The following is a 26,931-nucleotide window of genomic DNA, read 5'->3' as shown; positions in this document are numbered from 1 at the left end:
CCAGGTTAGGGTAATTTGGTGAGATACCGAGGTCCCGGCCGTCGACCGGTCGGTGCGCGCCTGCCGGTGCTGATGTACCACTCCGTCTCCGGGCTGCCGACCGGCCCGCTCCGCACCCTGGCGGTGCCGCCCCGGCGGCTGGCCGAACAGCTCGGCACGCTGGTGGGGGCGGGATACCGGCTGGTCGGGCTCACCGAGGCCCTCGACCTGCTCGACGCGGCCGACGAGGTGCCACCGGTGGTGGCGTTGACCTTCGACGACGGCTACGCGAACTTCCTGACCGAGGCGGTGCCGCTGCTGGCCGAGGCGGACGCCTCGGCGACCCTGTATCCCGCGGTGGGGCATCTGGGCAACGGTCCGGCATCCTGGCTGGGTCGCTGGGCAACCGCCTTCGGACCGTTGCTCACCTGGCCGCAACTGCGCGAGGTGGCCGCCGCCGGGCGGGTCGAGATCGGTAACCACGGCCTCCGCCACCACCCGCTCGACGTGCTGCCGGCCCGGTCACTCACCGACGAGGTCGCGGCCAGCCGCGACCGGCTCGAACAGGAGCTGGGCACCGGGACCCGCTCCTTCTGCTACCCGCACGGCTATCACGACCGGCAGGTCCGCACCCTGGTGCGGCGGGCCGGATACCAGAACGCCTGCGAGGTCGGCCGGCGCAGCTACCGACCGACAACCGACGACCGCCTGGCCATCCCCCGCCTACAGCCCACCCCCGACCACTCGGGAGCGGATCTCCTGGCCCTGGTCCGGGGCGGCGGGCCACGACTCGTGCCGCAGGCCAAACGACTGGCCCAGCCGGCCTGGCGGATCACCCGCCGGGTCGCCCGTCGGTACGGGCGGCAACTGACCTGAGCAGCGGTACCGACGAGAACCGGAGACCACACTGCCCCCGCACCGGCCGGCCGGCACCGGATGGCGGACCCCGCGCTGGGGTCGGGCCGGTGCCGTCCTGCTCGTCGTGGCGCTGGTCGTGACGGGCGCCTGGCTGGCGTGGGGTCCACCACTGGCCCACCTCGACAGCGGCATCGAACGGCACGAGCCGCACCGGGCCCCGGCTCCCGGGCCGACCGGGCCGACGAGGAGCCCGCCGCCCCCGCCCGCCCCCGTCACCCCCTCCGGAGCACGCCTGCCCCAGGGTGATCTGCCCGGCTGGCGGCAGATCTTCACCGACGACTTCAGCGGCCCGGTCCTCGACGACCGGTGGTTCGCCTACCAGGGCCAACCCGACGGGGACCCGGGCGGGTACTTCGATCCCGCCCACGTCTCGGTCACCGGTGGCGCGCTGGTCATCGGCGGCTGGCCCGAGCCCGGCCGTGGTGGCCGGTACGTCACCGGTGGCGTCTCCAACCGGCAGGTGGTCAGCCGGACCTACGGCCGGTTCGACATCCGGTTCCGCATGGACCGGGGCACCGGGATCGCCTACGCGTTGTTGCTCTGGCCGGCCTCGAACGACTACCCGCCGGAGATCGACATCGCCGAGGACAACGGCCGGGACCGAAGCCGGATGTACGGCGTGCTGCACCCGGTCCGGGGCCGGCCGGTCGAGCAGAACGTGCCGGGCGACTTCACCCGGTGGCACACCGCCGGCCTGGAGTGGACGCCGGACCGATTGGTCTTCACCCTCGACGGGCAGCCCTGGGCCACCCTCTCCGGCGACCAGGTGCCGGACGAACCGATGGCGCTCGCCCTCCAGAGCCAGGCGTGGTACTGCGGGCACACCTGGGAGGCGTGCCCGGACGAGACGACCCCACCCCGGGTCGACCTCCAGGTCGACTGGGTGGCTATCTACGAGCCGGCCTGACCTGAGCCGAGCCGGCCCGCCGGACGTCATCCGGTGAGCTGGTAGACGTTCACCCCGGCCCCGTGTTGGAACAGCACCCATCGGCTGCTGGCCCGCAGCGCCGCCTCCAGCCGGTCGAGCGCCCCGTCGGGCAGGTATCCGAAGTAGGCTGCCTGCCGGCGCATCCCGTCGCTGATCACCAGGTAGGTCGCCGTCCCGCCGAAGCCGCGCAGATAACTCTCGATCGCCGGCAGCTGCGCGGGACCGAGCGCCACACCGCGTAGTTGCGCCCCCTTGACCAGGTCGGGCTCGCCGACCGGAACGCTCCGGTTGAAGTCGGGATAGTCGGCGGTGAGCCGGCTGGGGAAGTTCGACGTGGCGAGCGCGATCGTCGCCCCGGGTGCGGCCTCGGCGTAGAGCTGCCTCGCCGCCGCGACCCCGGCGGCGTCCTGCCGATCCACCACAAGTTGGCCGTGCCGCCCCTGCACCGTGCCGAACACCGCCACGGTGAGCGCCAGCCCCAGCAGCACCGGCCGAAGCCAGGACGGGGATCGCCGGCCGGCGGTGCCGGTGTCCCGGCCGGCCGGGGCCGGGTCGTCGCCGGGAGCCTCGGCCTCGACCGCACCGGTCGGGCGTGGCGCGAAGAAGGCCATCGCGATCAGCAGGACGCACCAGGGGGCGGAGAAGAGGAAGACCCGGTAGATCGCCTCCCCGCCGTAGCTCTGCCCGGCCAGGAGCAGGAAGGGCGTACCGGCGAGGACCGCCGGCACGAGGACCGTCGAGTGCCGGCGCCGGGACCACAGCACCGCCAGGGCGGCCAGCCCCCAGACGCTCAGCGCGAGGCACCGGACCACGATGGCGGAGACGGCCTGCCCGGTCGATCCCCAACCGTCGGCGTTGCCGGACGCGTTGGCGAAGATGTTGATCCCCTCGAAGAGGCCGAACGAGCCGGCGACGAGGTGGTAGCGGGGCAGCAGGTAGCCCAGCAGGATGACGCCCATCGCCACGACGGTCCACCACGGACGGATCTGGCGTAGCAGGGTGAGGGCTCCGACCTGGGCCAGGACGAGGTACGGCGAGAGCTGGTGGGTGGCGGTGAGCACCGCGAAGATCACCAGCAGGGCGGCGAGGGACAGCGCCCGCCCCCGGCGGGTGCTCCGGTCGACGCCCTCGGCGGGGTCGGGCCGCCGCAGCCGGTGCAGCAGCACCAGGAGGACACCGAGGCTGAGCAGGAAGGCCAGCGCCTGCGGTGCCAGGTAGTCCTCCTCCACCCAGTTGACGGCGACGAAGCCGAAGGCGGTCAGTGCGGCGACCCGCCGGTCCGGGGAGAGGGTCCGGGCGATCGCGGCGAGCAGCAGCACACCGGCCAGGTTGAAGAAGACCGCCGACCAGTCGGCCAGTACGACGGCCGGCTGCCCCGAGAGGTCGGCGAGCTGCGCGACGCTGGCGAAGAGGGTGGGCCACTGCTGGTAGATGTCGGTCGACGCGCCGACCGAGCCGGTGGCCTGGATCAGCTCGACCACCCCGAGGTGCTTGTACGTCCAGGCGTACTGGGGCTCGTCGAGCAGGAGCGGCACCGTGCCGTGCACCAGCAGCACCAGCAGCACCAGGTACACCGGCTGCACACCGGGTGCCCGGCCGGCCCGGGTGAGGCCGAGGACGAAGCCAACCGTGCAGAGCGCCACCGCGGCGAAGAAGGCGGGATGGATGCTGGCCAGCAGCCCGTACCCGGTCACCCCGTCGAGATCGGAGCGGGCCAGCGCGACCAGCCAGAGCAGCGTCGCCGCGGCCAGGATCACCGCGTGGCCGACGAGCCGACCGCGCCCGGTCGCCGGCACCCGGTGCGGGCCCGGCCCGGCCCGCCAGCCCGACCGACGCAGCGCCAGCACGCAGGAGAGCACGACCAGCACCGCTGCGACCAGCACGACCGCGCGCGGCTGCCACCAGCCGAGCCAGACCTGGACGGTCGCCGTCGCCGCATAGCCGGTGACGCTGACCAGCAGCGCCGCCGCCCAGCCGAGCACCGGCTGCCGGACCCGGAGCTGCGCCAGCACTGCCAGGCCGGGGCCGAAGCCGGCGAAGGCGACCGCGACCGGGGCGGCCAGCGGCCCACCGGTGGCCAGGGTGAGCAGGGTGGCCAGGGCGATGCCGAGCCCGGTCCAGGCCATCAACCGCCGGGTCATGGCCCCGGGCGAGGTCTCGCCGGTCGAGGTCTCGCCGGTCGAGGTCTCGCCGGTCGACGCGGCGGCGCGGTGCGGGCGGTCGGCGGCCGGGCGGTCGACGGGGTCAGGCACCCGTCACCTCCGCTTCGAGGCGACCGCCCGCCGTGCCGCTGCCCGGATCGACGGCGGTGGCCCGGTAGCGGCGCACCAGGCCGGGCACCAGCACGGCGGCGGTGACCGCCTGGCCGACCAGGAGCGCGAGCGCCGGGGCGGCGATGCCGAAGCGGGGCAGCCCGAGCACGGTGCCACCGAGGCAGATCACCGCACCGAACGCCTGGACCAGAACCATCCGCCACATCCGCTTCTCCATCATCGCGAAGGCCGCATAGAGCAGCACCACACCGGTGAACGGCAGGGACAGGCCGACCAGGCGCAGCGCGCCCGCGCCATGGGCGGCGTAGTCCGACCCGAGTAGCCCGAGCAGTGGCGTGGCCGCGGCGACCAGCGTCAGCATCGCCAGGCCGGCCACCAGGGCGACCAGGAGCACGGCCCGGTCGATGTGCGCCCGCATCCGGCCCCCGTCGTCGCTGCTGGCCTGCACCACGAAGGAGGTGACCACGTTCCAGAGCACCGTCGTACCGGCGACGCCGATTACCCAGGGCAGGTGGAAGTAGGCGCTCGGCACCGGACCGAGCAGGTTGACCACCAGCACCGGTGGCAGGAAGGCCAGGGTGTTGTTGATGGTGCCGTTGACGTACTCGGCGGAGGCGAAGCTGAACACCTCCCGGGAGGTCGGGCGGGGGGTCGACGCGGTCCGCCGCTGGGCGGGGGCCAGCCGGGTCAGGATCCACCAGTTGACCGCCAACATCGTCACCAGCATCGGCACCGTCCAGGCCAGCAGCAGCCCGTAGCCGGCGGCGGTGCCGGCCAGCAGCGGCAGCAGCGCCAGCTTGCCGGCCGAGGCCAGCACGTTCTTCACCGGCACCAGGCCCGGCCGGCGCAGCGCGGCGAGCACGCCGTCCTGGATGAAGAAGATCGCCGAGGCGACCACGGCGGCGACGAAGGCCAGCACCTCGACCGGCTGCGAGCCGAGCACCCCGGAGAGCAGCCCGAGGCCGAGGAAACCGGCGGTGAGCAGCACCGCCATCGCGGCGGACGCCGCATACCCGGCGAGGATCAGCCGCCGGGACCGGGTGCCGGCGGTGGGCAGGAACCGGGCGAAGAGGCTGGTCAGGTTGAGCTGGGCCAGGCCGGCCAGCAGCGCCATCGAGGAGATCGCCGCCGCGGCCCAGCCGACCCGCTCCGGCGGGAACCAGCGGGCCGCCACCAGCCAGAACACGAAACCGAGCGCGGCGCTGGCGACCGTCGAGGACATCAGGGCGAACGCGGTCCGCAGCAGCAGCGACGGCTGCGCCGTACCGCCGGTCGGGTTCGCCGGGTCGGTCGGGGCGTGCCGCAGCGGGGTGGCGGACCCGACGGCGGACCCGACGGCGGGCCCGGCGGTCACGCCGCCACCTGCTGCGGCTGGCGGGCCCGGCGGCGCCCGCGCAGGTAGGCCGCCGGGCCACGGAGCATGCCGCGCCGGTTGGCGGCGAGCAGTTCGGGCGGGAACTCGGCACCGATCCCGGCGAGCCGGGGCCCTTCCGGCCGGTGCAGGTCGCGCAGCGCGGTCGGCGCGAGCCGCAGCAGCGGCAGCAGCCGGGCCGGATCGGTCAGCACCAGCCCGGTGTACGCGGCGGTCAGCCCGGTGCCGTAGCCGACGAGCTGCTTGCGCAGGCCGGCCAGGTCGCGGCGGTGGTAGTGCCGGACCACGGCGGCGGGGTGGTACACCACCGTGCCCCCGGCCAGCAGCACCCGGGTGAAGGCGAGGGTGTCCTCGGAACCCATCGCCGGGGTGCCCGCGCCGAGGGCGGTGTCGAACCCGCCGATCCGCTCGATCACGCCGGGCCGGAAGGTCATGTTCGCGCCGGTGCCGAAGGGCGGCAGCGGATAGAGCGGGCTCTGTCGCGCGGCGGTGGCCGGGGAGAACACGTCCGGGGTGTACCCGCGTCCCTTGCTGTGCCCGCCGAAGCTCTCGAACCACAGTTGCGGGTCGGTCTCCAGCTCGGCCGGCACGATCACGCCCGACACCACGTCGGCCTCGGGGTGGTCGGCGAGCGCCCGCGCCACCTCGCTGAGCCAGTACGGATCGGCCACCTCGTCGTCGTCGATCCAGGCGAGGGTCTCCCCCGGTGCCGCCGCGACGGCCCGGTTGCGGGCGAACGACAGACCGGCCCGGGGCTCGACGATCCGCTCCACCGGCCCACGGCTCGCCGCTGCGGCGGCCACCGCCCGGGTCGCGTCGGTGACGGGTGCGTTGTCCACGACCAGGACCCGGAAGTTCGGGTACGGCTGGGCCAGGAGGCTGTCCAGGCAGCGGGCCAACTCCTCGGGGCGTTCCCTGGTGCAGACCACCACGGTGATGGGCGGCGGGTCGCGCAGCACCTCGGCCCGGCGGCGTAGCTGCGCCGAGGCGGCAGCGGGCGGCAGTCCGGCCGGCAGGTCGCCAGGTGCCGGGGTGGGCCAGCCGGCCGGCAGCCGCCGCCGCAGCTCGGTGCCGAGGCCGGTGTCGATCGCGGTGGCGAGTTCGGCCGGGTCGAGTCCGGCGTCGGGCACCTCCAGCAGGACCGAGCCGATCGGCTCGGTGTGCAGGCGGACCAGCAGCCAGGCCCGCTCGATCCGACGCCCGTCGGCGGCGACGGCGGGGATCCGGGGCAGCGGCTCGGTCAGCTCGACATCGCGGACCAGGGCCGGCAACCGGCCTCGGGTCGGGGCCGGACCGACTTCGGCCGGCGGGGCGGCAGGGTGGCGGGTGAGCAGTTCCAGCACCGCACCGAGCGCGGCGGCGAGCAGACCGGCCAGCATCGCGCCGGCCCGCAGCGCCGGACGTGGGCCGGCGCCGCGCAACGGACCGGTGACGCCGTGCCACACCGCCCGGGGCAGGACCGAGCGCAGGTGAGCCTGCTCGGCGGTGAGCGCGCCACCGGTGCCCAGCAGCCGGGCCATCAGGATCTTGCCGCGCCCCTCGTTGACACAGCGGACCAGGAAGTAGCGGAAGGTGGCGCGGTCGGCCTGCACCGGGTGCGAGATGACGGCGTCCGGGACGTACACCCAGTGGCCGCCGCTGTGCCGGGCCAGCCGCAGGCACAGCTCGGTGTCCTCGGGCCGGGAGCGGTTGCCGACCTTGCCGAAGTCGGTGCGGAAGCCACCGGCGGCCAGGAACGGGTCGCGCCGTACGGCCATGCTCGCCGACCAGACGTTACGGACCCGCGCGGTGCTGGTCGGCAGTCCTCGGTAGGAGGCACCGACCGCCCAGAGGAACTCGTCCGGCAGCCACCGGGGTTGCCGGGTCTCCCAGCGGGCGACGGTGCCGGCGCCGGCACCCACCACGCCGGGGTCGGCCAGCGGCGCGATCAGGCGCGACAGCCAGTCGGGGGCGGGCCGGACGTCGTCGTCGAGGAAGACGAGCAGTGGACCGGCGGCCTGCGCGGCCCCGGTGTTGCGGGTGCCGGAGACCCCGGGCCGGAAGCGGTTCTCCAGCACGGTCACGCCGGTCAACTCCCGGCTGGCCCGCTCGAACAGGGCCGGGTTGTGGTCCACCACCACGATGATCTCGGCCGGGGCGGGCGACTGGGCACGCAGCACGGCGATCGCCTCGACGAGGTATCCGAAGCGTCGCTCGGCGTGGCTGGGAATGACGACACTGATCTGCGGCACAGGCGTGGTCATACTGCCTCCAGTCGGTACTCGGTGCGGGCGGCTCCGCCGGCGGCCCAGGCCAGTTGGCTGAGCGGCAGGACCGGGACGACCACCACGGCCCTGGCCCGGCGATCCGCCCGCAGGTGGCGTCGGCCGAACTCGCTGGCGATGGTCCGCAGCACCCGCAGGCCGTCCCGCACGGCGTCGAGGTTGCTCTCGCCGTGGATGCGCGGGTACTCGGTGCTGGGCACCTCCCTGATCCGGCGGCCGTCGGCGGCGATCCGGATGTTGATCAGGGTCTCGATCTCGAAGCCGTCACCCCAGAGCTTGCTGCCGTCGGCCGGCTGGGGCAGCGCCGGATCGGGCAGGTCCAGCACCGGCAGCAGCCGACGCCAGAAGGCGTTGTAGCCGTAGCAGAGATCGGTGAAGCGGGTGCCGAAGAGCACGTTGACGATGCCGTTGAGGCCACCGTTGCCCAGCCGGCGCAGCGGGGTGATGTCGAAGCTGGCACCACCGGCGCGGAACCGCGATCCCTTGGCGAAGTCACCGTCGTCGAGCAGCGCCTCGACGAACCGGGGGATCTCCGCCGGGTCGGTCGAGCCGTCGGCGTCGATCATCGCGATGATGTCGCCGGTGGCGACCGCGAATCCGCAGGCCAGTGCGTTGCCCTTGCCGGTACGGGTCTGCTGCACGACCCGGACGCTGGGCCACAGCTCGCGGGCGACCTCGACGGTGCCGTCGACCGAACCACCGTCGACCAGGATCACCTCGTCGATGTCGCGGGGCAGCCGCGCGAAGACGTGCGGCAGGTTGCGGGCCTCGTTGCGGGTCGGGATGACCACGGTGAGCGAGGGGCGTCGGAGCGCACGGGGGGCGTCGGGCTGGCGCGCCAGGGTGTCCATGGGCATGCGGAGGCATCCCTTCTCGGGCAGATCGCTGTCGGGGGATTCGGCAGGCGCCACAACGTTGTCCGGCCGCCGTAGAAGGCTGATGAACCGCCACCGGATACCAACGACCTGGCGAGCCGGATATTTCCCGACATAGCCCGGTGGCGTCGCGGCCCTCGGGCAGCCCCCACACCCCGCCCGACCAGCGACCCGGTGTCCGGTTCGAGTCGGTCAGTCAGCCACGAAACGGGCTCCGGGGTATCGCCGGACAGGGCCGCCCACCAGGTGACGACAACCCCGTTGCCGCCAGCTTCGGCTCGCCCGGCGGCCTGCCGCGGAGCCGGGCCGACACCCACCCGGGTGGCAGCTGACCATGGTGATCTTCCGGCTGTTCCTGACTGGCGTTGGCGACACCCTCGCAGGTGCCGCCGTCGCCGCCGGTCGGGGCGCCCCTCCCGAGGACCAACGCGCTCCCGAGCGCCGTCAAGCCGATCATGAAAAGCCCTGGCGCGGCCGGCCCGGCGATGCGGTGGTCCGCCGACCGGAGCCGCCAGGGGATCCACCGGTGTCGACCGCCGGCACTACGTCTCAACCGCCGGCTGAGCGGTGCAGCACGGCGAGCGCCACGCCGAGGCCACCGGCGGCGGTGGCGAGCGCCACCGCCGCCAGCCACGGGCCGGGGGCACGGGCCGGGCCCCCGGCCGGACCGGCGGCGCGGGTGAGGAGCCGTCGCCGTGCCGCCAGCGCGACGACGACGACCGTCGTCGCGCTGGCGACGGCGACGAGGAAGAACCAGCCACCGAGGTACGACAGGAGCAGTCGGCCGACCACGGCCACCGCGACGACGAAGGCCGTTCCGGTACGCCGCCAGGCCAGCACCGTGCGTTCCACCTGCAACCCGCAGTCGTTCGACGAGCCGGGGTCCACGGGGTCGCGCCGGCCATCGGGTGAGCGGCCGTGGTCGGTCACCGGATCAGACCGAGGAGGACCAGCACGCCGACGAGCAGCAGACCGACGCCGAGCGGGACGGCCAGCAACGGTGGCGGGAGGCTGCGGCCCAGTCTCAGGGCGAGTTCAGTGCGGGCCCAACCGCACCAGGCCTGGGCCGGTGCGGCGGTGCCGAGCAGGATCAACACGATCGCCGCCGCCCGACGGTAGCCGGGCACGATCGGCAGGGTCACCGCCTCCAGTGCCACACCGGCGGCGAACAACGCCAGCGAGGTGCGGACCCACGCCAAGAAGGTCCGCTCGTTGGCGAGACTGAACCGCGGATCGGGGTCACTGCCCCGACCGAAGACGCGCCGCGGCCATCGGGTCGACGGGGGCGGGCTGGCGGCGGGTCTCACCACGATGCCAGTCCCTTGACGATCGCTATGGTGCTTCCTGCGAGGGCGAGAGCGAGCATCCCGCGCCGGGCGGCGCCCTCCGGCAGCCACCGTTGCAGGTATTGCCCGCCGCCGATTCCCGCCAGCATCGCCACCCCGCAGGCCAGCAGCAGTTTCCAGGACAACACCGGGGTGCCCTTCGCGGCGAGGGACAGCACGTTGGTCACCAGGCCGACGAGTTGCACGGTCGGCACGAAGCTCCGGTGGTCCCAGCCGGTGCTGGCGGCGTAGACCGCCAGTGGGGGGCCACCCGTTCCCGCCGTGGTGTTGAAGAAGCCGGACGCGAACCCGGACGCCGCCGCCCCGCCCCGACGCCGGAGCAACGGCATGCTCTGGCCGACCGCCACCCAGGCCACCGAGGCCGCGGTGATCAGGCCGATGCCGACGAGCAGGGCCGGGCCGGGCAGTTCCCGGACCACCCAGACGCCCAACGGGAGGGCCAGGACCACCCCGGCGATCATCTGGACGGCCACCCGGCGGCGCAGCGCCCGGACGGTCATGCACAGCACGATCAGATTGATCACCGCGGAGAGCAGGTTGGCCAGTGTCACGCCCGAGAACGGGCCGAGGATCACCACCAGGAACGGGGCGGCGACCAGGGCGAAGCCCAGACCGGTCGCTCTCTGCATGACAGCGCCGAGGGCGACCGCGCCGACCGCGAGCACGTCGCCGACGGGCACCATGTCAGTGCGACACGGCGTCGTCAACCACGTCGGCGAGGCGGCGCAGCCGGTCGACCGAGACCGTGCGCAGGTCGTCCGCCATGGTCGCGCTGCCGACCACCGAGGCCCAGACCGCGCGGCCGGCGAGGAAGCCGGAGGCGCCGGCGCGGCAGGCGAGCCGCACGGCGTCCGGGAAGACCTCTGCGGGTACGCCGGAGGACAGCACCACCCAGGGGCTGCCGATGGCCGACGACAGGGCGGCGCAGCCGGCGGTGATCTCGTCCGGGGTGCCCTTGCCGTGGGTCGGCACCTCCGACTTGTAGAGGTCGGCACCGAGGCCACCCAACTCGCGGGCCGCCGCGTGGATGCCCGCCTCGTGGTCGTAGGCGCCGCCGTCGCGTGGCCCCCGGGACACCGGTTCGATGATGCTGACCAGCCCGGCCTCCCGGCAGCGGGCGACGAAGTCGGTGACCATGGCGATCCGTGACTGCGGTGCCTCGTCGGGCCGGTAGAGGACGAGCAGTTTGAGCGCCTTGGCGCCCTCCTTGCGGACGGTCGCGGGGTCGACGTCCGGGTCGATCGTCACGTCGGCGACGAACTCGGTGGCGCTCGGGATGAACGCGTCGGCCGCGGCGATCAGTGCGCAGGACGGGTCCACGGCCTGCTCCGCGAGCACGGCGTCCCAGCCGAACTGCTTGTCGACCAGGATCGCCGACGCGTACGGGCTGAGCGCGCGCGCCGCGTCGACCTTGAAGGCGGTCAGCTGCGCGTCGGTCACGGGCGTCGACCCGGTGGCGGCGAACATGGCCCGCAGCGCCTCGCGCTGGTCGACGGCGAGCATGGCGTAGCCGCCCGACGGGCGGGCGAGGATCGAGGGGTCGACGGTCATGGTTCCTCCGGCGGGTGAGCGGCCGCCGCCGAGAGCGGCGACGTCGAGACGCTGAGATCAAAGGTTGGTTGAAAACTACCATCTGCTGGTAGCAGCAGAACAAGGGCTAGACTGTCCGACGTGTCAGGGGAAGCGATGCGCTACGACGGCGCCCCGCTGCGGCGGACGCACATCATGGCCGCGCTACGTCGGGCCGGCTTCCTTTCGGTCGCCGACCTCAGCGCCCAACTCGGCGTGTCGCCGATGACGATCCGCCGTGACCTGCGGCGACTCGCTGACAACGGTGAGGTTCTGCTGGTGCACGGCGGGGCCAGCCTGCCGCCGGGCGGCGCCGGGGGCCCCGGCTACACCTCCCGCGCGCTCAGCCATGCCGACGCCAAGCGGAAGATCGGCGTCGCCGCGGCCCGCCTGGTCCAGCCGGGTGACACCATCGGCGTCGACAGCGGCACGACCGCCGCCGAGGCGGCCCATGCGCTGCCCGAGGACTTCGACGGCTGCGTGATCACCCATTCCGTTCCGGTGCTGGCCCACATGCTCTCCCGGCCCAAGTCACGGGTCATCGGGATCGGCGGCGAACTACTGCACGACAACCAGGCGCTGGTGGGGTTCGCCGCCCTGGACCTGGTCCGGCGGATGCGGGTGCGCCTGCTGTTCCTCGGCGCGAGCGCCGTGGACGAACGGGGTGCCTACGTACGCTCCGAGGTCGAGTTGAGCGCCAAGCACGCCCTGATGGACATCGCGGACGAGGTCGTGCTGCTCGCCGACACGAGCAAGCTGACGGCCTCCGCACCGGTGCTGGTCTGCGGCTTCGATCGCATCGACACCCTGGTCGTGGACGGTCCGCTGCCCGACGCGGCGGCGACGGCGGCCCGCCGCACCGGCACCCGCGTCCTGACCGCCTAGCTCGACCGGCCCACGTCCGACGCCGGCGCGGCGCCCCGCCGCCGGAGCACCGGGTCACCGAACTCCCCGGCTGCGACAGTTCGTCCTTTTCGCCGGGAACCATCGCGCACCTTTTCTTGCCGCTGGTCTTGACGTCTCGATAAGAGACGTTCAACACTGCATGCACATCTGATCGAAGTGAGAGAAGGCGCATGGACCTCGGAGCCGCATCCTCAGCCACGCAGACCCACCGGGTCACGTTGCCGGCTGCCGCGGTGGCAGACGTGCGCTGTCGGGTCTTCCGGGCACGCGCCACCGAGTCCATCGCCATGTCCTTCGCGCCGCTGACCCACCGCGTGATGGTCCTGGTCGAGGTCGAACTGGCCGACGGTTCGGTGGGCGTCGGCGAGAGCTGGGCGAACTACCCCTCCTGGGCGTGGCGCGAACGGATCGCCACGATCCACGAGGGCATCGCACCCCGCATGAGGGGCCGCCACTTTCCCGATCCGGCCACCGCCCAACGGGCGCTGCTCGCCGAGTTGGTGCCGCTGGGCCGGCAGTGGGGCGCACCCGGCCCGATCCACCAGGCGGTCAGCGGCGTCGACATGGCGCTGTGGGACCTCGCCGCCCGGCACCGCGGCGTCGCGCTGGCCCAGTTGCTCACCCCGCATCCCCGCACCGAACTGCCGGCATACGGTTCCAGCCTCGGACCCACCGGGGTCGCCGAGGTCGCCCACCGCTGCGCCGCGCTCGGGCTCACCGCGGTCAAGGTCAAGGTCGGCTTCGACGCCGACACCGACCTGGCCAACGTCCGCACCGCCCGCCGGATCCTCGGCGACGGAGTGCAGGTCTTCGCCGACGCCAACCAGGCGTGGGGGCCGACCGAGGCGCTGAGGATGGTGCCCGCCCTGGCCGACCTCGGTGTGACCTGGGTCGAGGAGCCGTTGGCCGGCGACGATCCCCGGGCGCTGGCCGAGTTGGGCCGCCGTACCGGCATGCCGCTGGCGACCGGCGAGAACCTCTACGGCGCTGCGGCGTTCCTGCCCTACCTGGAGGCGGTCGAGATCCTCCAGCCCGACCTCGGCAAGGTCGGCGGTGTCACCGAATACCTGGACATCCTCGCGGCTGCGCAGGCGGCGGGACGGACCGTGAACCCGCACCTCTACAACGGTGCGGTCGCCACCGCCGCGACCGTCCAGGCCGGCGCGATCTCGCCCGCGACCCGGCTCATCGAGTGGGACGTCCGCGCCAACCCGCTGCGGCAGGCCGCCGACGGCCTGCTCACCACCCACGGCACGGTCCGCGTGCCGGACCGGCCGGGATTCGGCATCGATCTCGACCAGGACCAGCTCGACGCCTACGAGGAGCAGCTACCGTGACCGACCCCGTCGTCAACGACATCCGCTCGGCCGCCACCGCCGTACGGGTGGCCGGCCGCAACGCCGGTGGGCCACCGCTGGCCGTGCTCGACCCGGCCACCGGTGACCCGTTCACCGAGGTCGCCACCGGTGACCGCGCTGACGCGGCGGCGGCCCTCACACTGGCTCGGCAGGCGCTGCCGGTCTGGGCGGGGACGCCGCAGCCGGCCCGGTCGGCGGCGCTGCGGGCCATCGCCGCCGACGTCGAGACGCTCGCCGCCCAGCCCGAGTGGGCCGCGCTGATCACCCGGGAGACCGGCAAGCGGCTCGCCGAGTCGACGGCCGAGTTGGGGCTGACGGTCGGCTACTTCCGGATCATGGCCGATCTGCTGGACCGGCAGCAGGCCGAGCAGCTGTCCGTCGTACCCGGGATCACCCACCGGGTGAGCACCCGGGCCGCCGGAGTCGCCGTCGTCCTGACACCCTGGAACTTCCCGGTCTCCATTCCCGCTCGCAAGATCGCCCCGGCGTTGGCGGCGGGGTGCCCGGTGCTGTTCAAACCCTCCGAGCTGACGCCGCTGTCGTCGATGGTGCTGGCCGCGGTCGTCGAACGGCACCTGCCTGCGGGGGTCCTGTCGACGGTGCTCGGCACCCCGACGGACGTCGTCGACCCGTGGCTCGCCGACCCCGCCGTCGGTGTCGTGTCCTTCACCGGGTCGACCCGGGTGGGGCGGCTGGTCGCCTCGGCCACCGCGCCCCGCTTCCTGCCCACGGTGCTGGAACTTGGCGGTTGCGCACCCTTCCTGGTGCTGCCCGACGCCGATCCGCAGGCGGCGGCGCAGACGCTGCTGGTGGCGAAGTTCCGCAACAACGGCCAGTCCTGTATCGCCGCCAACCAGGTCCTCGTGGCCCGCGCGGTAGCGGCCGAGTTCACCGAGGCGTTCGTCGCGGCGGTCGAGAAGATGGTCGTCGGCCGGCCCACAGATGCGGCCACCGACCTCGGCCCGCTGGCTCCGGCGGCGGACCCGGCCCGGATGGCCGCCCTCGTCGACGAGGCGGTGGGCCGGGGCGCGCGGAAGGTCACCAGCGGCGTCGTTCCCGGCCGGGGCCACTTCGCCCCGGCGACCGTGCTGCTGGACGTGCCCGTCGACAGCCGGGTGATGACCGACGAGATCTTCGGACCGATCGCGCCGATCCACGTCTACGACGACCTCGACGACGCGCTGGCCCTGCACCACGCCACCGGCTACGGCCTGGCCGGCTACGTCTGCGGCACCGACCTCGATCGCGCCCACGCCGTCGCCGAGCGCCTGCACGCCGGGATCGTCGGCATCAACACCGCCACCCCGAACACGCCGTGGATCCCGTTCGGCGGCCTGCGGGACTCGGGGCTCGGATACGAGGGCGGCCGGCCGGGCCTGGCCGCGTTCCAGACCTACCTGTCCGTGGGCACGAAGGCGCAGGGATGACGATGCGCCTGCTCATCGGTCAGACCGGCGCACCGACCAGTGTCGTCAACGCCAGCCTGCGGGGCTTCCTCGACGCGGCGGCGGAGCACGACGTACTGGCACTGCGGGGTGGCCCGGACGGCCTGGTCGAGGGCCGGTTCACCCCGGTCACCGCCGCCGACGTGCCGGTCGCCGCGACCCGCCAGGGCGGGTCCTGGCTCGGTGCCGGGCGGCGGGCGGTCACCGAGGCGGACCTCGACGTCGCACTCGACGTGCTGGCTGCCAACGGGATCGACGGCGTGGCCCTGATCGGCGGAAACGGGACGATGGCGCTGTTGCACGCGCTGGCGGGCCGGGCTGCCGCGCGCGGGCACGAGCTGACCGTGGTCGGCATCCCGAAGACCGTGGACAACGACCTGGTCGGCATCGACCACAGCCCCGGATACGGCTCGGCCGCGCGCTACCTGACGACCATCGTCCCGGATCTGGCGCGGGACCACGCGGCGATGGCCGGCGTCGAACCGGTACGGATCGTGGAGACCCTCGGCCGCTCGGTGGGCTGGTTGGCCCTCGCCGCGACCTGGCACCGCGACGACCCGGCCCACGCGCCGCACCTGGTCCTGATCCCGGAACTGCGCTTCGACCGGCCGGCGTTCCTCGCCTCGGTGCAGGCTGCCCTGCACACGCACGGGCGGGCGTTCGTGGTGGTCAGTGAGGGCGCGGTGCCCGAGCTGACCGACGAGCCGTTCGAGGCCGTCAACCACTCCCGGATCATCCTCGGGGGCGTCTCCCGGGCGCTCGCCAGCCTGGTGCGCACCGAACTGGCGGTCGCCGCCCGCGGCGAGGTGCTCGGCATGGCCCAGCGCAGCGCCGGCGCGCTCGCCAGTGACGTCGACCGGACGGAGGCGACGGAGGCCGGACGCCACGCGGCGAAGCTGCTGGCCGACCGCGCCACCGGGTTGATGGTCGGCCTGCACCGCAGGCCCGGCGGGACCGGCTACGACCCGGTGCCACTCGCGGAGGTGGCCGGTCGGACCCGGCCCGTGCCACCGCGATGGCGCACCACCCAGCCCGCCGACCTCGGCGACTTCCACGACTGGCTCTCCCCACTCCTCGGCAAGAACTGAAAGGCACACCGATGCGACAGAAGATGTTGAGCGCCGGATTCGCCCTGGCCCTCGTCGGCGGGCTCGCCGTCGGCTGCGGCGACGGTGGCGGCTCGGGCGGTGACGCCAACGAGATTTCCATCGTCATGTCCAACCACCCGTGGCAGAAGGCCATCGAACCGCTGATCGGCGAGTTCGAGAAGTCCTCGGGCGTCAAGGTCAACGTGCAGACCTTCGCCGAGCAGCAGGCCCGCGACAAGATCTCGCTGACCCTGCAGTCCCGCAGTTCGTCCATGGACGTGTTCATGACGTTGCCGTCGCGGGAGGGCCTCCAGTTCGCCAAGGCCGGCTACTACGCCCCGCTCGACGACTACATGAGCAAGTCCGGCAGCTACGACGTCGCCGACTTTCCGGCCGCGGTCAAGACCGGCATGACGGTCCAGGACAAGACGATCGCCGCGCCGGTGAACGTCGAGGGCGTCGTCCTGTTCTACAACAAGGACCTGTTCGCCCAGTACGGCGTCACACCGCCGAAGACCCTCGACGAGCTGCCCACGGTCGCCGCCGAGATCAAGCGGAAGTCCGCCGGCAAGGTCACCCCGATCGCGTTGCGCGGGCAGTCCGCCGCGCTGCCGTTCACCTTCGGCCCGTTCCTGCACTCCCAGGGCCTGGAGTGGACCAAGCCGGACGGCACGCCGAACTTCGACACGCCCGCCGCCGCCGACGTGATCAACCGTTACGCGACCCTCGCCCGGGACTTCGGTCCGCCCGGCGTCGCCAACAACACGTTCACCCAGTCCTCGGCGCTGTTCGCGGCGGGCAACGCGGCGATGGAACTGGAGTCGAGCAACGAGATCGGCAGCGTCAACGACCCGAAGACCTCGAAGGTCAGCGGCAAGATCGGCGTGTTGGACTTCCCGGCCGGTTCGGCGGGTTCGAAGTCGACCGTCCTGAACTGGGGCATCGCGATGTCCTCGTACTCGAAGAACAAGGACGCGGCCTGGAAGTTCATCGAGTGGGCGACCGGCAAGGCCACCCAGCTCAAGCTGACCGAGGGCGGCATCGCTCCGCCACGGACCTCCGTCGCGCAGGACAAGTCGTACACCGACACGCTGAACACCGACACGCTGAAGGAGTGGGCCGCGGCGCTGGCCAACGTGCAGACCAGCGGCTCCACCGAGGTCGGTCCGGTCGGCGTCGCCGCCCCCGAGATGCGCAAGGTCGTCGGGGAGGCGGTCGGCAAGGTGATCCTCGGCCAGTCCGACGCCGACACCGCAGCCAAGGAGATCCAGACCGGCCTGACCCCGCTGCTGGCGAAGAACGCCGGGTAACGGCGATGGGCGACCTGATGACGAAGCCGTCCGCCACCCCCGGACCCGTCGGCGCGGGTCCGGCGGTGGGGACGCCGCCCCGGCGGCGTCGCCGCCGGGTGGACCCGACGGCCCGGGGTGTGTTGCCGTTCGCGCTGCCGGCCGTGCTGGCCACGGCGGTGCTGGTGCTGGTGCCGATCGGCTACACGATCTGGCTGTCGGTCAGTGACCGGCAGGCCGACGGGACGAACTCGGGGTTCCTCGGGCTCGCCAACTACGCCGAGATGTTCGACAGTCCGCAGTTCTGGAGCTCGCTGAAGATCACCCTGTTCCTCTTCGTGGTCTGCCTGCTGCTGGAGACCGTCCTCGGGTTGGCGCTGGGCTACGTGATGAGTCTCGACGTGCCCGGCCAGCGGATCTTCCAGGGGATGATGCTGATCCCGGCGATCACGGCCTCGGTCGCGGTCGGCCTGGTCTGGTTGCTGATCATGGACCCGACGCTCGGTGCGGCCAACCAGATCCTCGGCGCGGTCGGCATCGACCCGGTGGTGTGGCTCGGCGACCCGGACGTCGCACCCTGGGCCATCGCCCTGGTCGACATCTGGCAGTGGACGCCGTTCATGGCGCTGATCATCTCGGCCGGTATCCGGTCGCTGCCGGAGGAGCCGTTCGAGGCCGCCGCGCTGGACGGGGCGAGCGGCTGGCGGCTGGCCTGGAACGTCGGCCTCCCGCTGCTGCGCCCGGTGCTCACCGTGGCGATGCTGCTGCGCACGGTCGACCTGGTGCGCTTCTTCGACACGATCTACATCATGACCCAGGGGGGTCCGGTGAACTCCACGAACACCCTCAACGTCTACGGTTACAACGCCGGTTTCGTCGACAACCAGCCGAGCTACGCGGCCACCCTGCAGATCGCCCTGCTCGCCCTGGTCATCATGATCGCCGGCCTGTTCACCTGGTTCCGTCAGCGGGCCGCACGATGACCCGGCGGCTCAGCGGTGTCTACGCCGCGTACCTCGTGTTCACGATCGTCTTCTTCGGCCCGGTGCTGTTCATGCTCTGGTCGTCGTTGCGCGACAACGTCGACATCACCGGCTCGCTGTTCGACCTCGGGTCGCCACTGACGCTGGACAACTTCACCAACCTGTTCGAGCGCTTCGCGTTCGGCCGGCACATCGCCAACAGCTTCATCGTGGCCGGCGGGTCGACGATCCTCGGGCTCGCCCTCGGCGCACCGGCGGCGTACGTGATCGTGCGCCGCAAGCTGGCCGCGCTGGGCTTCGTCACGCTGCTGGCCCGGATGGCGCCCGGCGTGCTGTTCGTGCTGCCGCTGTTCGTGCTCTCGATCCGCATCGGTGGCCCGGACAGCGTGGCGCTCAACTACGCCCTGCTGATCGTCGCGCATCTGATCATCACGCTGCCGCTGTGCATCTGGCTGCTGGTGCCGTTCTTCGAGGAGATCCCGATCAGCATCGAGGAGTCGACGCTGATCGACGGCGCGAACGCCTGGCAGCGGTTCCACAAGATCGCGCTGCCGCTGGCCCTGCCCGGCCTGTCGGTCGCGTTGACGCTCAGCTTCGTCTTCAGCTGGAACTACTTCCTCTTCGCGCTGGCGCTGGCCAACGAGCGGACGATGCCGCTGACCGTCATCGCGTTCAACTTCATCGGCCAGGGGTCCAACGACTTCGGCGGCCTGATGGCCGCGAGCGCGCTCATCTCCGCGCCCGCCCTGCTGCTGACCATCTTCGCGCAGCGCTGGCTGGTGCGCGGCATCACCGGAGGAGCCGTCAAGTGACATCCACCCGGGCCCGTTTCCAGGGCAACGGCGAGATCACCTTCGAGCAGGTCACGCTCGGCGACGTGGCCGAGGGCGAGGTGCGGCTGCGGGTCGACGTCTGCGCGCTGTGCGGGTCGGACAAGCGGCTGCTGCACAGCGGTGCGACCGTCGTGCCGGGCCACGAGATCGGCGGCACGGTCGTCGGCGGCGCGCTGCCCGCCGGCACCCGAGGCATCGTCTACATCCCGGTCTTCTGCGGTACGTGTGTCCGCTGCGCCGCCGGCCGCACCAACCAGTGCCTGCACCTGTCGCAGCTGATCGGCTGGCAGCGTGACGGCGGTTTCGCCGAGCACGTGGACGTACCGGCGCGGTGTGTCCTACCGGTGCCGGACGACATCCCGCTCTCGGTGGCGGTCCTCGGGCTCGACACGGTCGGCACCGCCGCGCACGCGCTGCGGCTGGCGTTGCGGACCCAGGACACGGTGGACCGGCTGCTGGTCGTCGGTGCCGGGCCGCTCGGCCTCGGTGTCGTCGCGGTCGCCCGTGCCATGGGCATCGCCGTGGACGCCGTCGACCCCAATCCCGCCCGGCTGGAGACCGCGACGGCACTCGGCGCGACACCCGCCGGTGACCTGTCCGCCGAGAACCAGTACGACGTGGTAGTCGAGGTCAGCGGCGCGGACGCGGCCCGGGCGACGGCCCAGCGGGTGATCCGCCCCGGGGGCACGGTCGTCGCGTTGGGCGAGTCGAACGAGCCGTACACCATGCCGGCGACGCCACGCTGGCGGCGGACCGACTGCTACACCGTGCGGTCCTTCTATTTCCCGGTCGACGAGATGGCGGCCAACTGGGACCTGTTGCGGGTCATGGGCGGGCCGCTGCGTGACCTCATCGTCAGACCACTCACCCTGCCCGAGCTGCCCGAGGCGTTCGCCCGCTTCGTGGCCGGCGACCATGTCAAGCCCTGCATCGTCTCGGCGGACGCCGATGTCGTGTCGGAGGTGACCCGATGAGCCTGTTGATCCTCGCCGTCGACCAGCGTCCCTGGCTCACCCAGGCCCTGTACGGCCACACCGGCACCGCGCTGCCCGCGCAACGTGCGGCGATCACCGACGGCAAGCACCTGGTCCTCGACGGGCTGCTCGCCGCCCTCGACGCCGAGCCGCGCCTGGCCGCGCACGCCGGCATCCTGGTCGACGACCAGCTCGGCGCGGGGGTGCCCGAACGGGCCCGGGCCCGTCAGGTGACGCTGAGCATGCCGGTCGAGCGCGGCGGTTGCGACCTGTACGAGACCGAGCCGGCCGACCTGCCGGGCTACCTCGCCCACTTCCGTCCCGAACTGCCCAAGGTGCTGGTCCGCTACAACCCCGACGGGTCGGCGGCCGACAACCGCGAGCAGCGGACCCGACTGGCCGGGGTCTCGCAGGCCGTCCGGGATTCCGGCGGCCGGTTCCTCTTCGAGCTGCTCGTGCCGCCGACGGCGCAGCAGCGGACCATCCCCGGTGAGGTCTTCGACACCGAGGTACGACCGGGGCTCATCCACCGGGCGATGGCCGAGATCATGCCCGAGGTGCCCGTCGACGTGTGGAAGGTGGAGCACCTCGGCGCGCCGGAGCACTACCGGAGGGCCGCCGACCTCGCCGCCGAGACCGGCGGTGAGTGCATCCTGCTGGGCGCGAACGCCCCACGGGCCACAGTCGACGGTTGGCTGACCGATGCCGCCGCCAACGGGTTCACGGGGTTCGCCATCGGCCGTAGCATCTGGTGGGACTCGCTGCGCGGACTTCTGGCCGGTGAACTGACGCGGCCCGAGGCGATCGCGGCGGTCGCCGCCAACTACCGCCACTTCGCAGGGACGTTCCTCCAGTGACAAGTTCTCTCCAGGCCGACCCGCAGCGCGTCGGCGAGGTGCTCTACCGGACCCTCCGCGACCGGATCATCTCCGGCGCCCTGCGGCCGGGGGCCCGGCTGAGTGTGCCGGCCCTCGCCGAGGAGTTCCACGTCAGCCGCAGCCCGGTCCGGGACGCGGTGATCCGCCTCGTGCAGGAGAACCTGGTCGTCGAGACGATGAACCGGGGCGCCGAGGTCGCCCGGGTGTCCCGCGCCGAGTTGGTCAGCCTCTACGAGGCCCGCGAGGTCCTGGAGGGGGCGGTGGCCCGGCTGGCGACGGAGAGGTACGACGCGGCGCTGCGGCGTACCCTGCTCGCGCTGCTCGCCGAGCACCGTGCGGTCGCCGAGCAGGGCGACTTCGGCCGCCACCTCGAACTCGACGCGGCGTTCCACCGGGCGATCCGGCAGGCGGCGCAGAGCCCGGTGCTGGCCCGGATGCTCGACAGCGTGCAGAGCCGGGTGCTGGTGGCGATGCGCTCCACCAGCCTGACCGGCGGCATGGTCCAGGCCGTGCACGAGCACCAGGCCATCTTCGAGGCCATCGGCGCGGGTGACCCGGAAGCCGCCGAGGAGATCGCGCGGGCCCACATCCGCCGGTTGAAGGAGCTGCTCCGTGCCGCTGACTGAGGCCCGTTTCTTCGGCGCCGGAGACGTCCGGTTGCTCACGGCCGAGCCGGCGTCGCCCGGCCCGGCCGAGGTGGCGATCGCACCCCTGGCGGTCGGCGTCTGCGGCACCGACAGCCACATCGTCGCCGGCAGCTTCGCCGCCGCGCCGCAGGTCGTCCTGGGTCACGAGGTGTGCGGCCGGATCATCGAGGTGGGCCCGGCCGTCGACGGGCTCGCCGTCGGCGACCTGGTCACCGTCGAACCGCACGACTACTGCACCCGGTGTACGTACTGCCGGCTCGGTCAGGAACACCTCTGCGACGACAAGCGCGGGTACGGCGTGAAGCTCGACGGCGGCATGACCGAACGCATGGTCGTGCCGGCGCGGATCGCCTACCGGCTGCCCGACGGCACGCCGCCGTGGATCGGCGCGCTGACCGAGCCGCTGGCCTGTTGCCTGCACGGAATGGACCAACTCGACCCGCGCTCGGGGTTGCCGATCCTCATCTTCGGCGCCGGACCGGCCGGGGCGATGATGGTCGCCCTCGCCAGGGCCCGTGGGCTCGCGCCGGTGGTGGTGCTCGATCCACGCGACGACCGGCGGGCAGCCGCGCTGCGGATGGGCGCGGACGCCGCCTTCGACCCGGCGTCGCTGGACGAGGCCACCGCGCTGACCGACGGGCTCGGCTTTCCGCACGTCGTCGACGCGGTCGGCGCCGGCCGAATCCTGGAGTCGGCGATCGCGGTGTCCTCGCGTGGCGGCCGGGTCCTCGTCTTCGGCGTGGCCCGACCCGACGACGAGGCCCGGGTCCGCCCCCACGACATCTTCGCCCGGGAACTGACCCTGGTCGGAGCAGTGATCAACCCGTACACGCACCACCGGGCGGTGCGGTTGTTGCCGACTCTGGGCCTGGATCGGTTGCGCCCGGCCTTCTACGGCCTCCACCAGCTACCGGAGGCACTGGCGGCGCAGCGCGCCGGCACCGCCGACAAGGTGTTCATCGCCCCGCACGGCATCGCCGCAGCTCGGGGCTGACGCGAAGGAACGTCCCTCTCCCCCGCTCAGGGGTGCTCCAGCATGCTCAGGATGAGCCCGAGCACTTTCGGCCCCATCCCGCGCAGCGTGGCCAGCACGGCGCGCGGCACCCCGGGCCAGCCGCCGACGAGCAGCAGTTCGCCCGAGGGGGCGCTGTTCACGAGCTGGTGTTGTCGCCCGGGCGGACCAGACCGGTCTCGTACGCCAGCACCACCAGTTGCGCCCGATCGCGGACCGCCAGCTTGATGAGGATCCGGCTGACGTGGGTCTTCGCCGTCAACGGACTGATCCGCAGCGCCAGGCCGATCTCCGCGTTGTTCATCCCGGCCGCGATCATCGTCACCACCTCACGTTCTCGGGCGGTCAGGACGGAGAGGCGTTCGGGGGAGGTTTGCGGCGGATCGGGGCGGCGGCTGAACTCGGCGATGACCCGTCGGGTGACGCTCGGGCTGAGCAGGGCCTCACCGTCCGCAACGACCCGGACCGCCCGGCACAACTCGTCACGGCTGACGGTCTTGGACAGGAAGCCGCTCGCGCCGGCCTTGAGCGCCTCGAAGATGTACGCGTCGAGCTCGAATGTGGTCACGACGATGATCCGCACCTCGGCTGTCGCCGGGTCGGTGGTGAGTTGCCGGGTAACGGCCAGACCATCCGGATGCGGCATCCGGATGTCGAGCATGGCCACGTCGGGCCGGGTCAGCCGGGTCAGCCGCAGCGCCTCGGCGCCATCGGCGGCCTCCGCGACGACCTCGATGTCGCCGTCGCGTTCGAGCAGACCACGCAGGCCCGCCCGGACGAGTGGCTGATCATCAGCGAGGAGCACTCGGACGGTCATCGGGCCGGCCGTCCCGGCTCCGCGGTGGCGGGACGGAGCGGCAACCATGCTCGTACGCGGCAGCCGCCGGGCCCCGGTCCGACGTCCAGGACGCCGCCCAGGCTGGCCGCCCGCTCCCGCATCCCGGCGAGGCCGTGCCCCGCGGCGATCGGGCCGGGCGTGGACGTACCGTCATCGACGATCTCGAGGCCGACGTCGTCCGCGGCATAGCGCAGCGTCACCGCGATCGACGTGGCGTTCGCGTGCCGCAGCACGTTGGTCAGCGACTCCTGCGCGATGCGGTACAGCGTCAACCCGACGGCGGGAGGGAGGGGTCGCGCCTCGCCGACGCTGTCGAACGCCACCCGCAGGCCGGCGTCGGCGACCCGGCCGAGCAGGTCCTCGATCTGGGTCTCGTCGGGCAGCGGATGCCGGTCCGGGTCCGTCGGCGCGTCCGGCTCGCGCAACAGACGTACAGCCGCTTCCAACTCGCCGATCGCGTCCGCATTGATCTGCCTGGTGGTGTCGAGCATCGCGCGGGCGGCGTCGGGGTCGTCGACGACCAGTTCCCGCGCGAGGTTCATCTGGATGCCGACGACCGCGATGGTGTGGGCGGTGACGTCGTGCAACTCCCGGGCGATGCGCAGCCGCTCGGCGAGCAGCCGCCGGGCCGACTCGCGCTCCTGCTGGCCACGCTCCGCGGCGAGCCGGGCCGCGAACTCGTGCGTGAGCAGCTCCTGGGTGCGCACGGCGGTGCCGGCGACGAGGGCGAGGGCGAGCATCGCGGCCTCCCGTAGCGCGCCGTCGAGCAGTTCGAGCGGTGGGGCACCGGCGTGCAGCACCCAGCCGGTGGAGACCAGCAGGGTCGAGGTGCCGACCGCCGCCCCGATGAGCGGCTGGCCGCAGCGGGCCACCGTGTACAACGGCACGAGCAGCGGCCAGATGGGCGAGACACCGGAGAAGTCCGTCAGGTTGTAGCCCATGACGGCGATCAGTGACAGCACGAGCACGAGCACCGGCCGTTCGCGTCGCACGAGCAGCAGAACACCCATGACGATGCCGAGCGAACACGCCGCCGCGGTGGACGACTCGCTCGACGGCTCGGCGGCCACTGCGGTCGCGACCGTGATCACGCCGGCACTGACCACCGCGAGGAGGATGTCGACCGGGCCCATCCGACCTCAATTCCCGTGACCGTCGTGGACCGCGCCCGGACCGGCCGGCACGAGCGGCGCGTCCTGCGGCGACACGGTGAGGAATTGTCCCATCATGCCGGCGTCCTCGTGCGCGAGGAGGTGGCAGTGGAACATGTACGGCCACCGGATGTCGGAGTGGTCGAGGAACCGTACGGCCAACCGTACGGTGGCGCCCGGCCGGACGTACACCGTGTCCTTGTCCCCGCGCAGGTACTCCGGCGGCGCCGACCCGTCGATGTCGAGAATGTGGAATGCCGAGCCGTGCACATGGAAATTGTGCGGGATCGACTGCCCGTTGACGATCTGCCACAACTCCACCGAGCCGGTCCGGACCACCCGGTCCACGCGGGTGACGTCCATGGTCCGGTCATTGAGGTGAAAGTCGCCCATCTCCAGCCGGAACGGCTCCGGGCGCGTCGGCGTCGGCACCGGCACCTCGCGGCCCAACCGGGCGGGCAGGGGCGCGGACGGCCGCAGGGTCGCTGCGGCGACCATCTTGATCAGGTCGTGGGTGTCCCCGCCGCCGGCTAGCCGCTGGTAGGCGAAGTTCGCGCCGAGCGGTGGCGGGAAGCCGCGCAGGACCACTTCCTCGCCGGGCCGGAACGCCACCACGATCTCGGCGCGCTCGCCGGGCGAGAGCATCAGCCGGTTCAGGCTCAGCGGCGTCCCGCGTACCCCCGCGTCGGTCGCGACGAGGGAGAAATCCCGGTCGTCGGTGAAACCGACGTGGAAGATCCGGGCGTTGGCGCCGTTGAGCAGCCGGAGCCTGACCAGGGTGGTGCTCACCTCGACGTACGGGTCGTAGGTCCCGTTGACGAGGATCTTGTCGCCGAGCAGCCCCGTGATCGTGAGCCCACTGAACGCCAGATCCGACAGGTCCAACGTGCCATCGTCGTCGATTCTGCGGTCCTGCAGGATCAACGGGATGTCGTCCACGCCGTAGTGGTTCGGCAGCGACGCCGCGTCGTGGTCGCCGTCGTCGACGATGACGAGTCCGCCGATGCCGCGGTAGACGTGCGCTGCGGTGGCGTGGTGCAGGTGCGGGTGGTACCAGAGCGTGGCGGCCCGCTGTTGCACGGTCCAGGACGGCTGCCACGTACGCCCGGGGTGGATCGGCTGGTGCGGGCCGCCGTCCATCACGGCCGGTAGATGCATCCCGTGCCAGTGCAGCGTGGTGGTCTCGGGCAGATGGTTGCTGACGTCCATCGCCACCCGGTCGCCGCGCCGGACGCGCAGGGTCGGCCCGAGGATCGGCCCGTTGACCCCCCACGTGGCGGTGGTGGTGCCGGGCAGCAGTTCGGTGCGGCCCTCCCCGAGTGCCAGCCGGAAACGCCGGCGGCCGTCGGCGTCGATCGTCGGCTCCAGCACGGGCGGGATCCGCAGCCGGTTGCGGAACGACAGGGTCCCGACGTTGCTTCGTCCCGAGTCGGCGTAGAGGTAGCCGACGAACCCGGCGGCCGGCGCGACCACGAGCCCGCCGATCGCGGCCAACCCGCCCAGGACGGTCCGGCGGCTGGTCAACGCCGTGCCCCACGGTGCAGGCTCCACACCATCAGCACGACCCCGATGAGGATCACCCACCAGCCCAGCAGCGCTTCGGGCATCGGGACGAATCCGGGATCGTCGAACCATACGTCCGGCGGAACGAAGAACCAGCCGAGGTTGAACACGAGACCCACCAGGGCCACCACCAGTCCGGCCCACAGCAGCCGGTTGACACTTCGCTGTCCGCTCATACGGAAACGGTAGGAACCGGCGGTACCGGCCCACATCCGCCGGCAGGAGTCGAAACCCGTACTCTACCGGGCGTACGGCCCTGAGACCGTCGGTCAGGGGAGGACGGTAACGGCGGATCGACGATCAACGTCCACCCGCTCAGCTCGACGATGGGCAGTCGAGCAGCCTCGGCGGCCGATCACCACTGGTCGCAACCGGCGGCCTCCCTTCGCCTTCGCCGGCGTCCGGGTCGGGCGCTTCTCCGGGGCCCGATCCACAACCACAC

General features: G+C 72.5%; 26 protein-coding genes. 13 read left to right on the top strand and 13 right to left on the bottom strand.

All coding sequences use genetic code 11. The annotated features are described in order from the left end of the window. The first annotated feature begins 18 nt into the window (after positions 1-18). Both GA0070216_RS29845 and GA0070216_RS29840 read left to right on the top strand, forming a co-directional pair. On the top strand, positions 19-855 hold the full coding sequence (locus tag GA0070216_RS29845; RefSeq protein ID WP_141723241.1) for a polysaccharide deacetylase family protein: 837 nt from the start codon (positions 19-21) through the stop codon (positions 853-855). 106 nt (positions 856-961) lie between these two features. Further along, positions 962-1,804: a glycoside hydrolase family 16 protein gene (locus GA0070216_RS29840; protein ID WP_091253083.1), complete on the top strand. Its 843-nt coding sequence runs from the start codon at positions 962-964 to the stop codon at positions 1,802-1,804. A gap of 26 nt (positions 1,805-1,830) precedes the next feature. Here GA0070216_RS29840 and GA0070216_RS29835 read toward each other — a convergent pair whose 3' ends face one another. The 8 genes from GA0070216_RS29835 to GA0070216_RS29800 form a co-directional block, all read right to left on the bottom strand. Beyond that, the gene (locus tag GA0070216_RS29835; protein WP_091253081.1) at positions 1,831-4,077 is read right to left on the bottom strand and encodes a hypothetical protein; all 2,247 of its coding nucleotides are present in this window, start codon (positions 4,075-4,077) and stop codon (positions 1,831-1,833) included. Then, positions 4,070-5,452, bottom strand: a complete 1,383-nt coding sequence (locus GA0070216_RS29830) for a lipopolysaccharide biosynthesis protein (protein ID WP_091253079.1) — start codon at positions 5,450-5,452, stop codon at positions 4,070-4,072. Before GA0070216_RS29830 ends, GA0070216_RS29835 begins: the two co-directional genes overlap by 8 nt. Next, entirely contained in the window at positions 5,449-7,713 is a 2,265-nt protein-coding gene (locus GA0070216_RS29825; RefSeq protein ID WP_091253077.1) for a glycosyltransferase family 2 protein, read from the bottom strand. Before GA0070216_RS29825 ends, GA0070216_RS29830 begins: the two co-directional genes overlap by 4 nt. Further along, positions 7,710-8,591 (bottom strand): glycosyltransferase family 2 protein, encoded by an 882-nt coding sequence (locus GA0070216_RS29820; RefSeq protein ID WP_091253075.1) that lies wholly within the window; start codon positions 8,589-8,591, stop codon positions 7,710-7,712. Before GA0070216_RS29820 ends, GA0070216_RS29825 begins: the two co-directional genes overlap by 4 nt. A 567-nt stretch (positions 8,592-9,158) precedes the next feature. Beyond that, entirely contained in the window at positions 9,159-9,461 is a 303-nt protein-coding gene (locus GA0070216_RS29815; RefSeq protein WP_141723240.1) for a hypothetical protein, read from the bottom strand. A 74-nt stretch (positions 9,462-9,535) separates the two neighbouring features. Then, a complete protein-coding gene (locus GA0070216_RS29810) occupies positions 9,536-9,916 on the bottom strand; it encodes a YidH family protein (RefSeq protein WP_176739210.1) in 381 nt (126 codons plus the stop codon). Next, positions 9,913-10,638: a sulfite exporter TauE/SafE family protein gene (locus GA0070216_RS29805; RefSeq protein WP_091253071.1), complete on the bottom strand. Its 726-nt coding sequence runs from the start codon at positions 10,636-10,638 to the stop codon at positions 9,913-9,915. Before GA0070216_RS29805 ends, GA0070216_RS29810 begins: the two co-directional genes overlap by 4 nt. A gap of 1 nt (position 10,639) precedes the next feature. Further along, entirely contained in the window at positions 10,640-11,506 is an 867-nt protein-coding gene (locus GA0070216_RS29800) for an aldolase (RefSeq protein ID WP_091253069.1), read from the bottom strand. A 120-nt stretch (positions 11,507-11,626) separates the two neighbouring features. Between GA0070216_RS29800 and GA0070216_RS29795 the strand changes: the two genes are divergently transcribed. The 11 genes from GA0070216_RS29795 (at position 11,627) to GA0070216_RS29745 (ending at position 22,919) form a co-directional block, all read left to right on the top strand. Continuing rightward, on the top strand, positions 11,627-12,409 hold the full coding sequence (locus tag GA0070216_RS29795; protein WP_141723239.1) for a DeoR/GlpR family DNA-binding transcription regulator: 783 nt from the start codon (positions 11,627-11,629) through the stop codon (positions 12,407-12,409). Positions 12,410-12,672: 263 nt separating this feature from the next. Beyond that, positions 12,673-13,767 (top strand): mandelate racemase/muconate lactonizing enzyme family protein, encoded by a 1,095-nt coding sequence (locus GA0070216_RS29790; protein WP_176739207.1) that lies wholly within the window; start codon positions 12,673-12,675, stop codon positions 13,765-13,767. Next, positions 13,764-15,215 carry an aldehyde dehydrogenase family protein gene (locus GA0070216_RS29785; protein ID WP_176739206.1) on the top strand — a complete coding sequence of 484 codons (1,452 nt, stop codon included), beginning with the start codon at positions 13,764-13,766 and terminating at the stop codon, positions 15,213-15,215. The genes GA0070216_RS29790 and GA0070216_RS29785 overlap by 4 nt, the downstream gene beginning before the upstream one ends. Further along, entirely contained in the window at positions 15,212-16,321 is a 1,110-nt protein-coding gene (locus GA0070216_RS29780) for a 6-phosphofructokinase (protein WP_091253060.1), read from the top strand. The genes GA0070216_RS29785 and GA0070216_RS29780 overlap by 4 nt, the downstream gene beginning before the upstream one ends. 11 nt (positions 16,322-16,332) lie before the next feature. Then, positions 16,333-17,631, top strand: a complete 1,299-nt coding sequence (locus GA0070216_RS29775; protein ID WP_176739205.1) for an ABC transporter substrate-binding protein — start codon at positions 16,333-16,335, stop codon at positions 17,629-17,631. Positions 17,632-17,648: 17 nt separating this feature from the next. Further along, positions 17,649-18,593: a carbohydrate ABC transporter permease gene (locus GA0070216_RS29770; protein ID WP_176739204.1), complete on the top strand. Its 945-nt coding sequence runs from the start codon at positions 17,649-17,651 to the stop codon at positions 18,591-18,593. Beyond that, complete coding sequence (locus GA0070216_RS29765; RefSeq protein WP_091253051.1) at positions 18,590-19,405, top strand: carbohydrate ABC transporter permease; 816 nt, start codon at positions 18,590-18,592, stop codon at positions 19,403-19,405. Before GA0070216_RS29770 ends, GA0070216_RS29765 begins: the two co-directional genes overlap by 4 nt. After that, the gene (locus tag GA0070216_RS29760; RefSeq protein ID WP_176739203.1) at positions 19,402-20,400 is read left to right on the top strand and encodes an alcohol dehydrogenase catalytic domain-containing protein; all 999 of its coding nucleotides are present in this window, start codon (positions 19,402-19,404) and stop codon (positions 20,398-20,400) included. Before GA0070216_RS29765 ends, GA0070216_RS29760 begins: the two co-directional genes overlap by 4 nt. Next, the gene (locus GA0070216_RS29755; RefSeq protein ID WP_245722825.1) at positions 20,397-21,257 is read left to right on the top strand and encodes a 2-deoxy-5-keto-D-gluconate 6-phosphate aldolase domain-containing protein; all 861 of its coding nucleotides are present in this window, start codon (positions 20,397-20,399) and stop codon (positions 21,255-21,257) included. The genes GA0070216_RS29760 and GA0070216_RS29755 overlap by 4 nt, the downstream gene beginning before the upstream one ends. Next, positions 21,254-21,904 (top strand): GntR family transcriptional regulator, encoded by a 651-nt coding sequence (locus GA0070216_RS29750; protein ID WP_091253045.1) that lies wholly within the window; start codon positions 21,254-21,256, stop codon positions 21,902-21,904. Before GA0070216_RS29755 ends, GA0070216_RS29750 begins: the two co-directional genes overlap by 4 nt. Further along, complete coding sequence (locus GA0070216_RS29745; RefSeq protein ID WP_091253043.1) at positions 21,891-22,919, top strand: alcohol dehydrogenase catalytic domain-containing protein; 1,029 nt, start codon at positions 21,891-21,893, stop codon at positions 22,917-22,919. Before GA0070216_RS29750 ends, GA0070216_RS29745 begins: the two co-directional genes overlap by 14 nt. Positions 22,920-22,945: 26 nt before the next feature. Here the strand turns inward: GA0070216_RS29745 and GA0070216_RS36280 are convergent, their stop codons facing one another. From GA0070216_RS36280 to GA0070216_RS34835, 5 genes are read right to left on the bottom strand one after another with little or no spacing between them, the layout of a single operon-like run. Next, positions 22,946-23,080: a hypothetical protein gene (locus GA0070216_RS36280; RefSeq protein ID WP_281190478.1), complete on the bottom strand. Its 135-nt coding sequence runs from the start codon at positions 23,078-23,080 to the stop codon at positions 22,946-22,948. Further along, complete coding sequence (locus GA0070216_RS29740; protein WP_091253131.1) at positions 23,077-23,754, bottom strand: response regulator transcription factor; 678 nt, start codon at positions 23,752-23,754, stop codon at positions 23,077-23,079. The genes GA0070216_RS36280 and GA0070216_RS29740 overlap by 4 nt, the downstream gene beginning before the upstream one ends. Further along, on the bottom strand, positions 23,751-24,908 hold the full coding sequence (locus tag GA0070216_RS29735) for a sensor histidine kinase (protein WP_091253041.1): 1,158 nt from the start codon (positions 24,906-24,908) through the stop codon (positions 23,751-23,753). The genes GA0070216_RS29740 and GA0070216_RS29735 overlap by 4 nt, the downstream gene beginning before the upstream one ends. 6 nt (positions 24,909-24,914) lie before the next feature. Next, positions 24,915-26,477, bottom strand: a complete 1,563-nt coding sequence (locus GA0070216_RS29730; RefSeq protein ID WP_176739202.1) for a multicopper oxidase family protein — start codon at positions 26,475-26,477, stop codon at positions 24,915-24,917. Further along, positions 26,447-26,665, bottom strand: coding sequence for a hypothetical protein (locus GA0070216_RS34835; RefSeq protein ID WP_176739201.1), 219 nt, complete (start codon positions 26,663-26,665; stop codon positions 26,447-26,449). Before GA0070216_RS34835 ends, GA0070216_RS29730 begins: the two co-directional genes overlap by 31 nt. Positions 26,666-26,931: the final 266 nt, after the last annotated feature.

It is taken from the genome of Micromonospora matsumotoense, from assembly GCF_900091525.1.
GTDB lineage: Bacteria > Actinomycetota > Actinomycetes > Mycobacteriales > Micromonosporaceae > Micromonospora > Micromonospora matsumotoensis.
The sequence above is the reverse complement of the archived record's forward strand: the minus strand, read 5'-3'. Positions and strand labels throughout refer to the sequence as shown.

Coding starts and splice junctions, on each gene's coding strand:
- GA0070216_RS29825 (WP_091253077.1), bottom strand. CDS start 7,713: ATGACCACGCCTGTGCCGCAGATCAGTGTCGTCATTCCCAGCCACGCC.
- GA0070216_RS29820 (WP_091253075.1), bottom strand. CDS start 8,591: ATGCCCATGGACACCCTGGCGCGCCAGCCCGACGCCCCCCGTGCGCTC.
- GA0070216_RS29805 (WP_091253071.1), bottom strand. CDS start 10,638: ATGGTGCCCGTCGGCGACGTGCTCGCGGTCGGCGCGGTCGCCCTCGGC.
- GA0070216_RS29800 (WP_091253069.1), bottom strand. CDS start 11,506: ATGACCGTCGACCCCTCGATCCTCGCCCGCCCGTCGGGCGGCTACGCC.
- GA0070216_RS29780 (WP_091253060.1), top strand. CDS start 15,212: ATGACGATGCGCCTGCTCATCGGTCAGACCGGCGCACCGACCAGTGTC.
- GA0070216_RS29775 (WP_176739205.1), top strand. CDS start 16,333: ATGCGACAGAAGATGTTGAGCGCCGGATTCGCCCTGGCCCTCGTCGGC.
- GA0070216_RS29770 (WP_176739204.1), top strand. CDS start 17,649: ATGACGAAGCCGTCCGCCACCCCCGGACCCGTCGGCGCGGGTCCGGCG.
- GA0070216_RS29765 (WP_091253051.1), top strand. CDS start 18,590: ATGACCCGGCGGCTCAGCGGTGTCTACGCCGCGTACCTCGTGTTCACG.
- GA0070216_RS29755 (WP_245722825.1), top strand. CDS start 20,397: ATGAGCCTGTTGATCCTCGCCGTCGACCAGCGTCCCTGGCTCACCCAG.
- GA0070216_RS29740 (WP_091253131.1), bottom strand. CDS start 23,754: ATGACCGTCCGAGTGCTCCTCGCTGATGATCAGCCACTCGTCCGGGCG.
- GA0070216_RS29735 (WP_091253041.1), bottom strand. CDS start 24,908: ATGGGCCCGGTCGACATCCTCCTCGCGGTGGTCAGTGCCGGCGTGATC.
- GA0070216_RS34835 (WP_176739201.1), bottom strand. CDS start 26,665: ATGAGCGGACAGCGAAGTGTCAACCGGCTGCTGTGGGCCGGACTGGTG.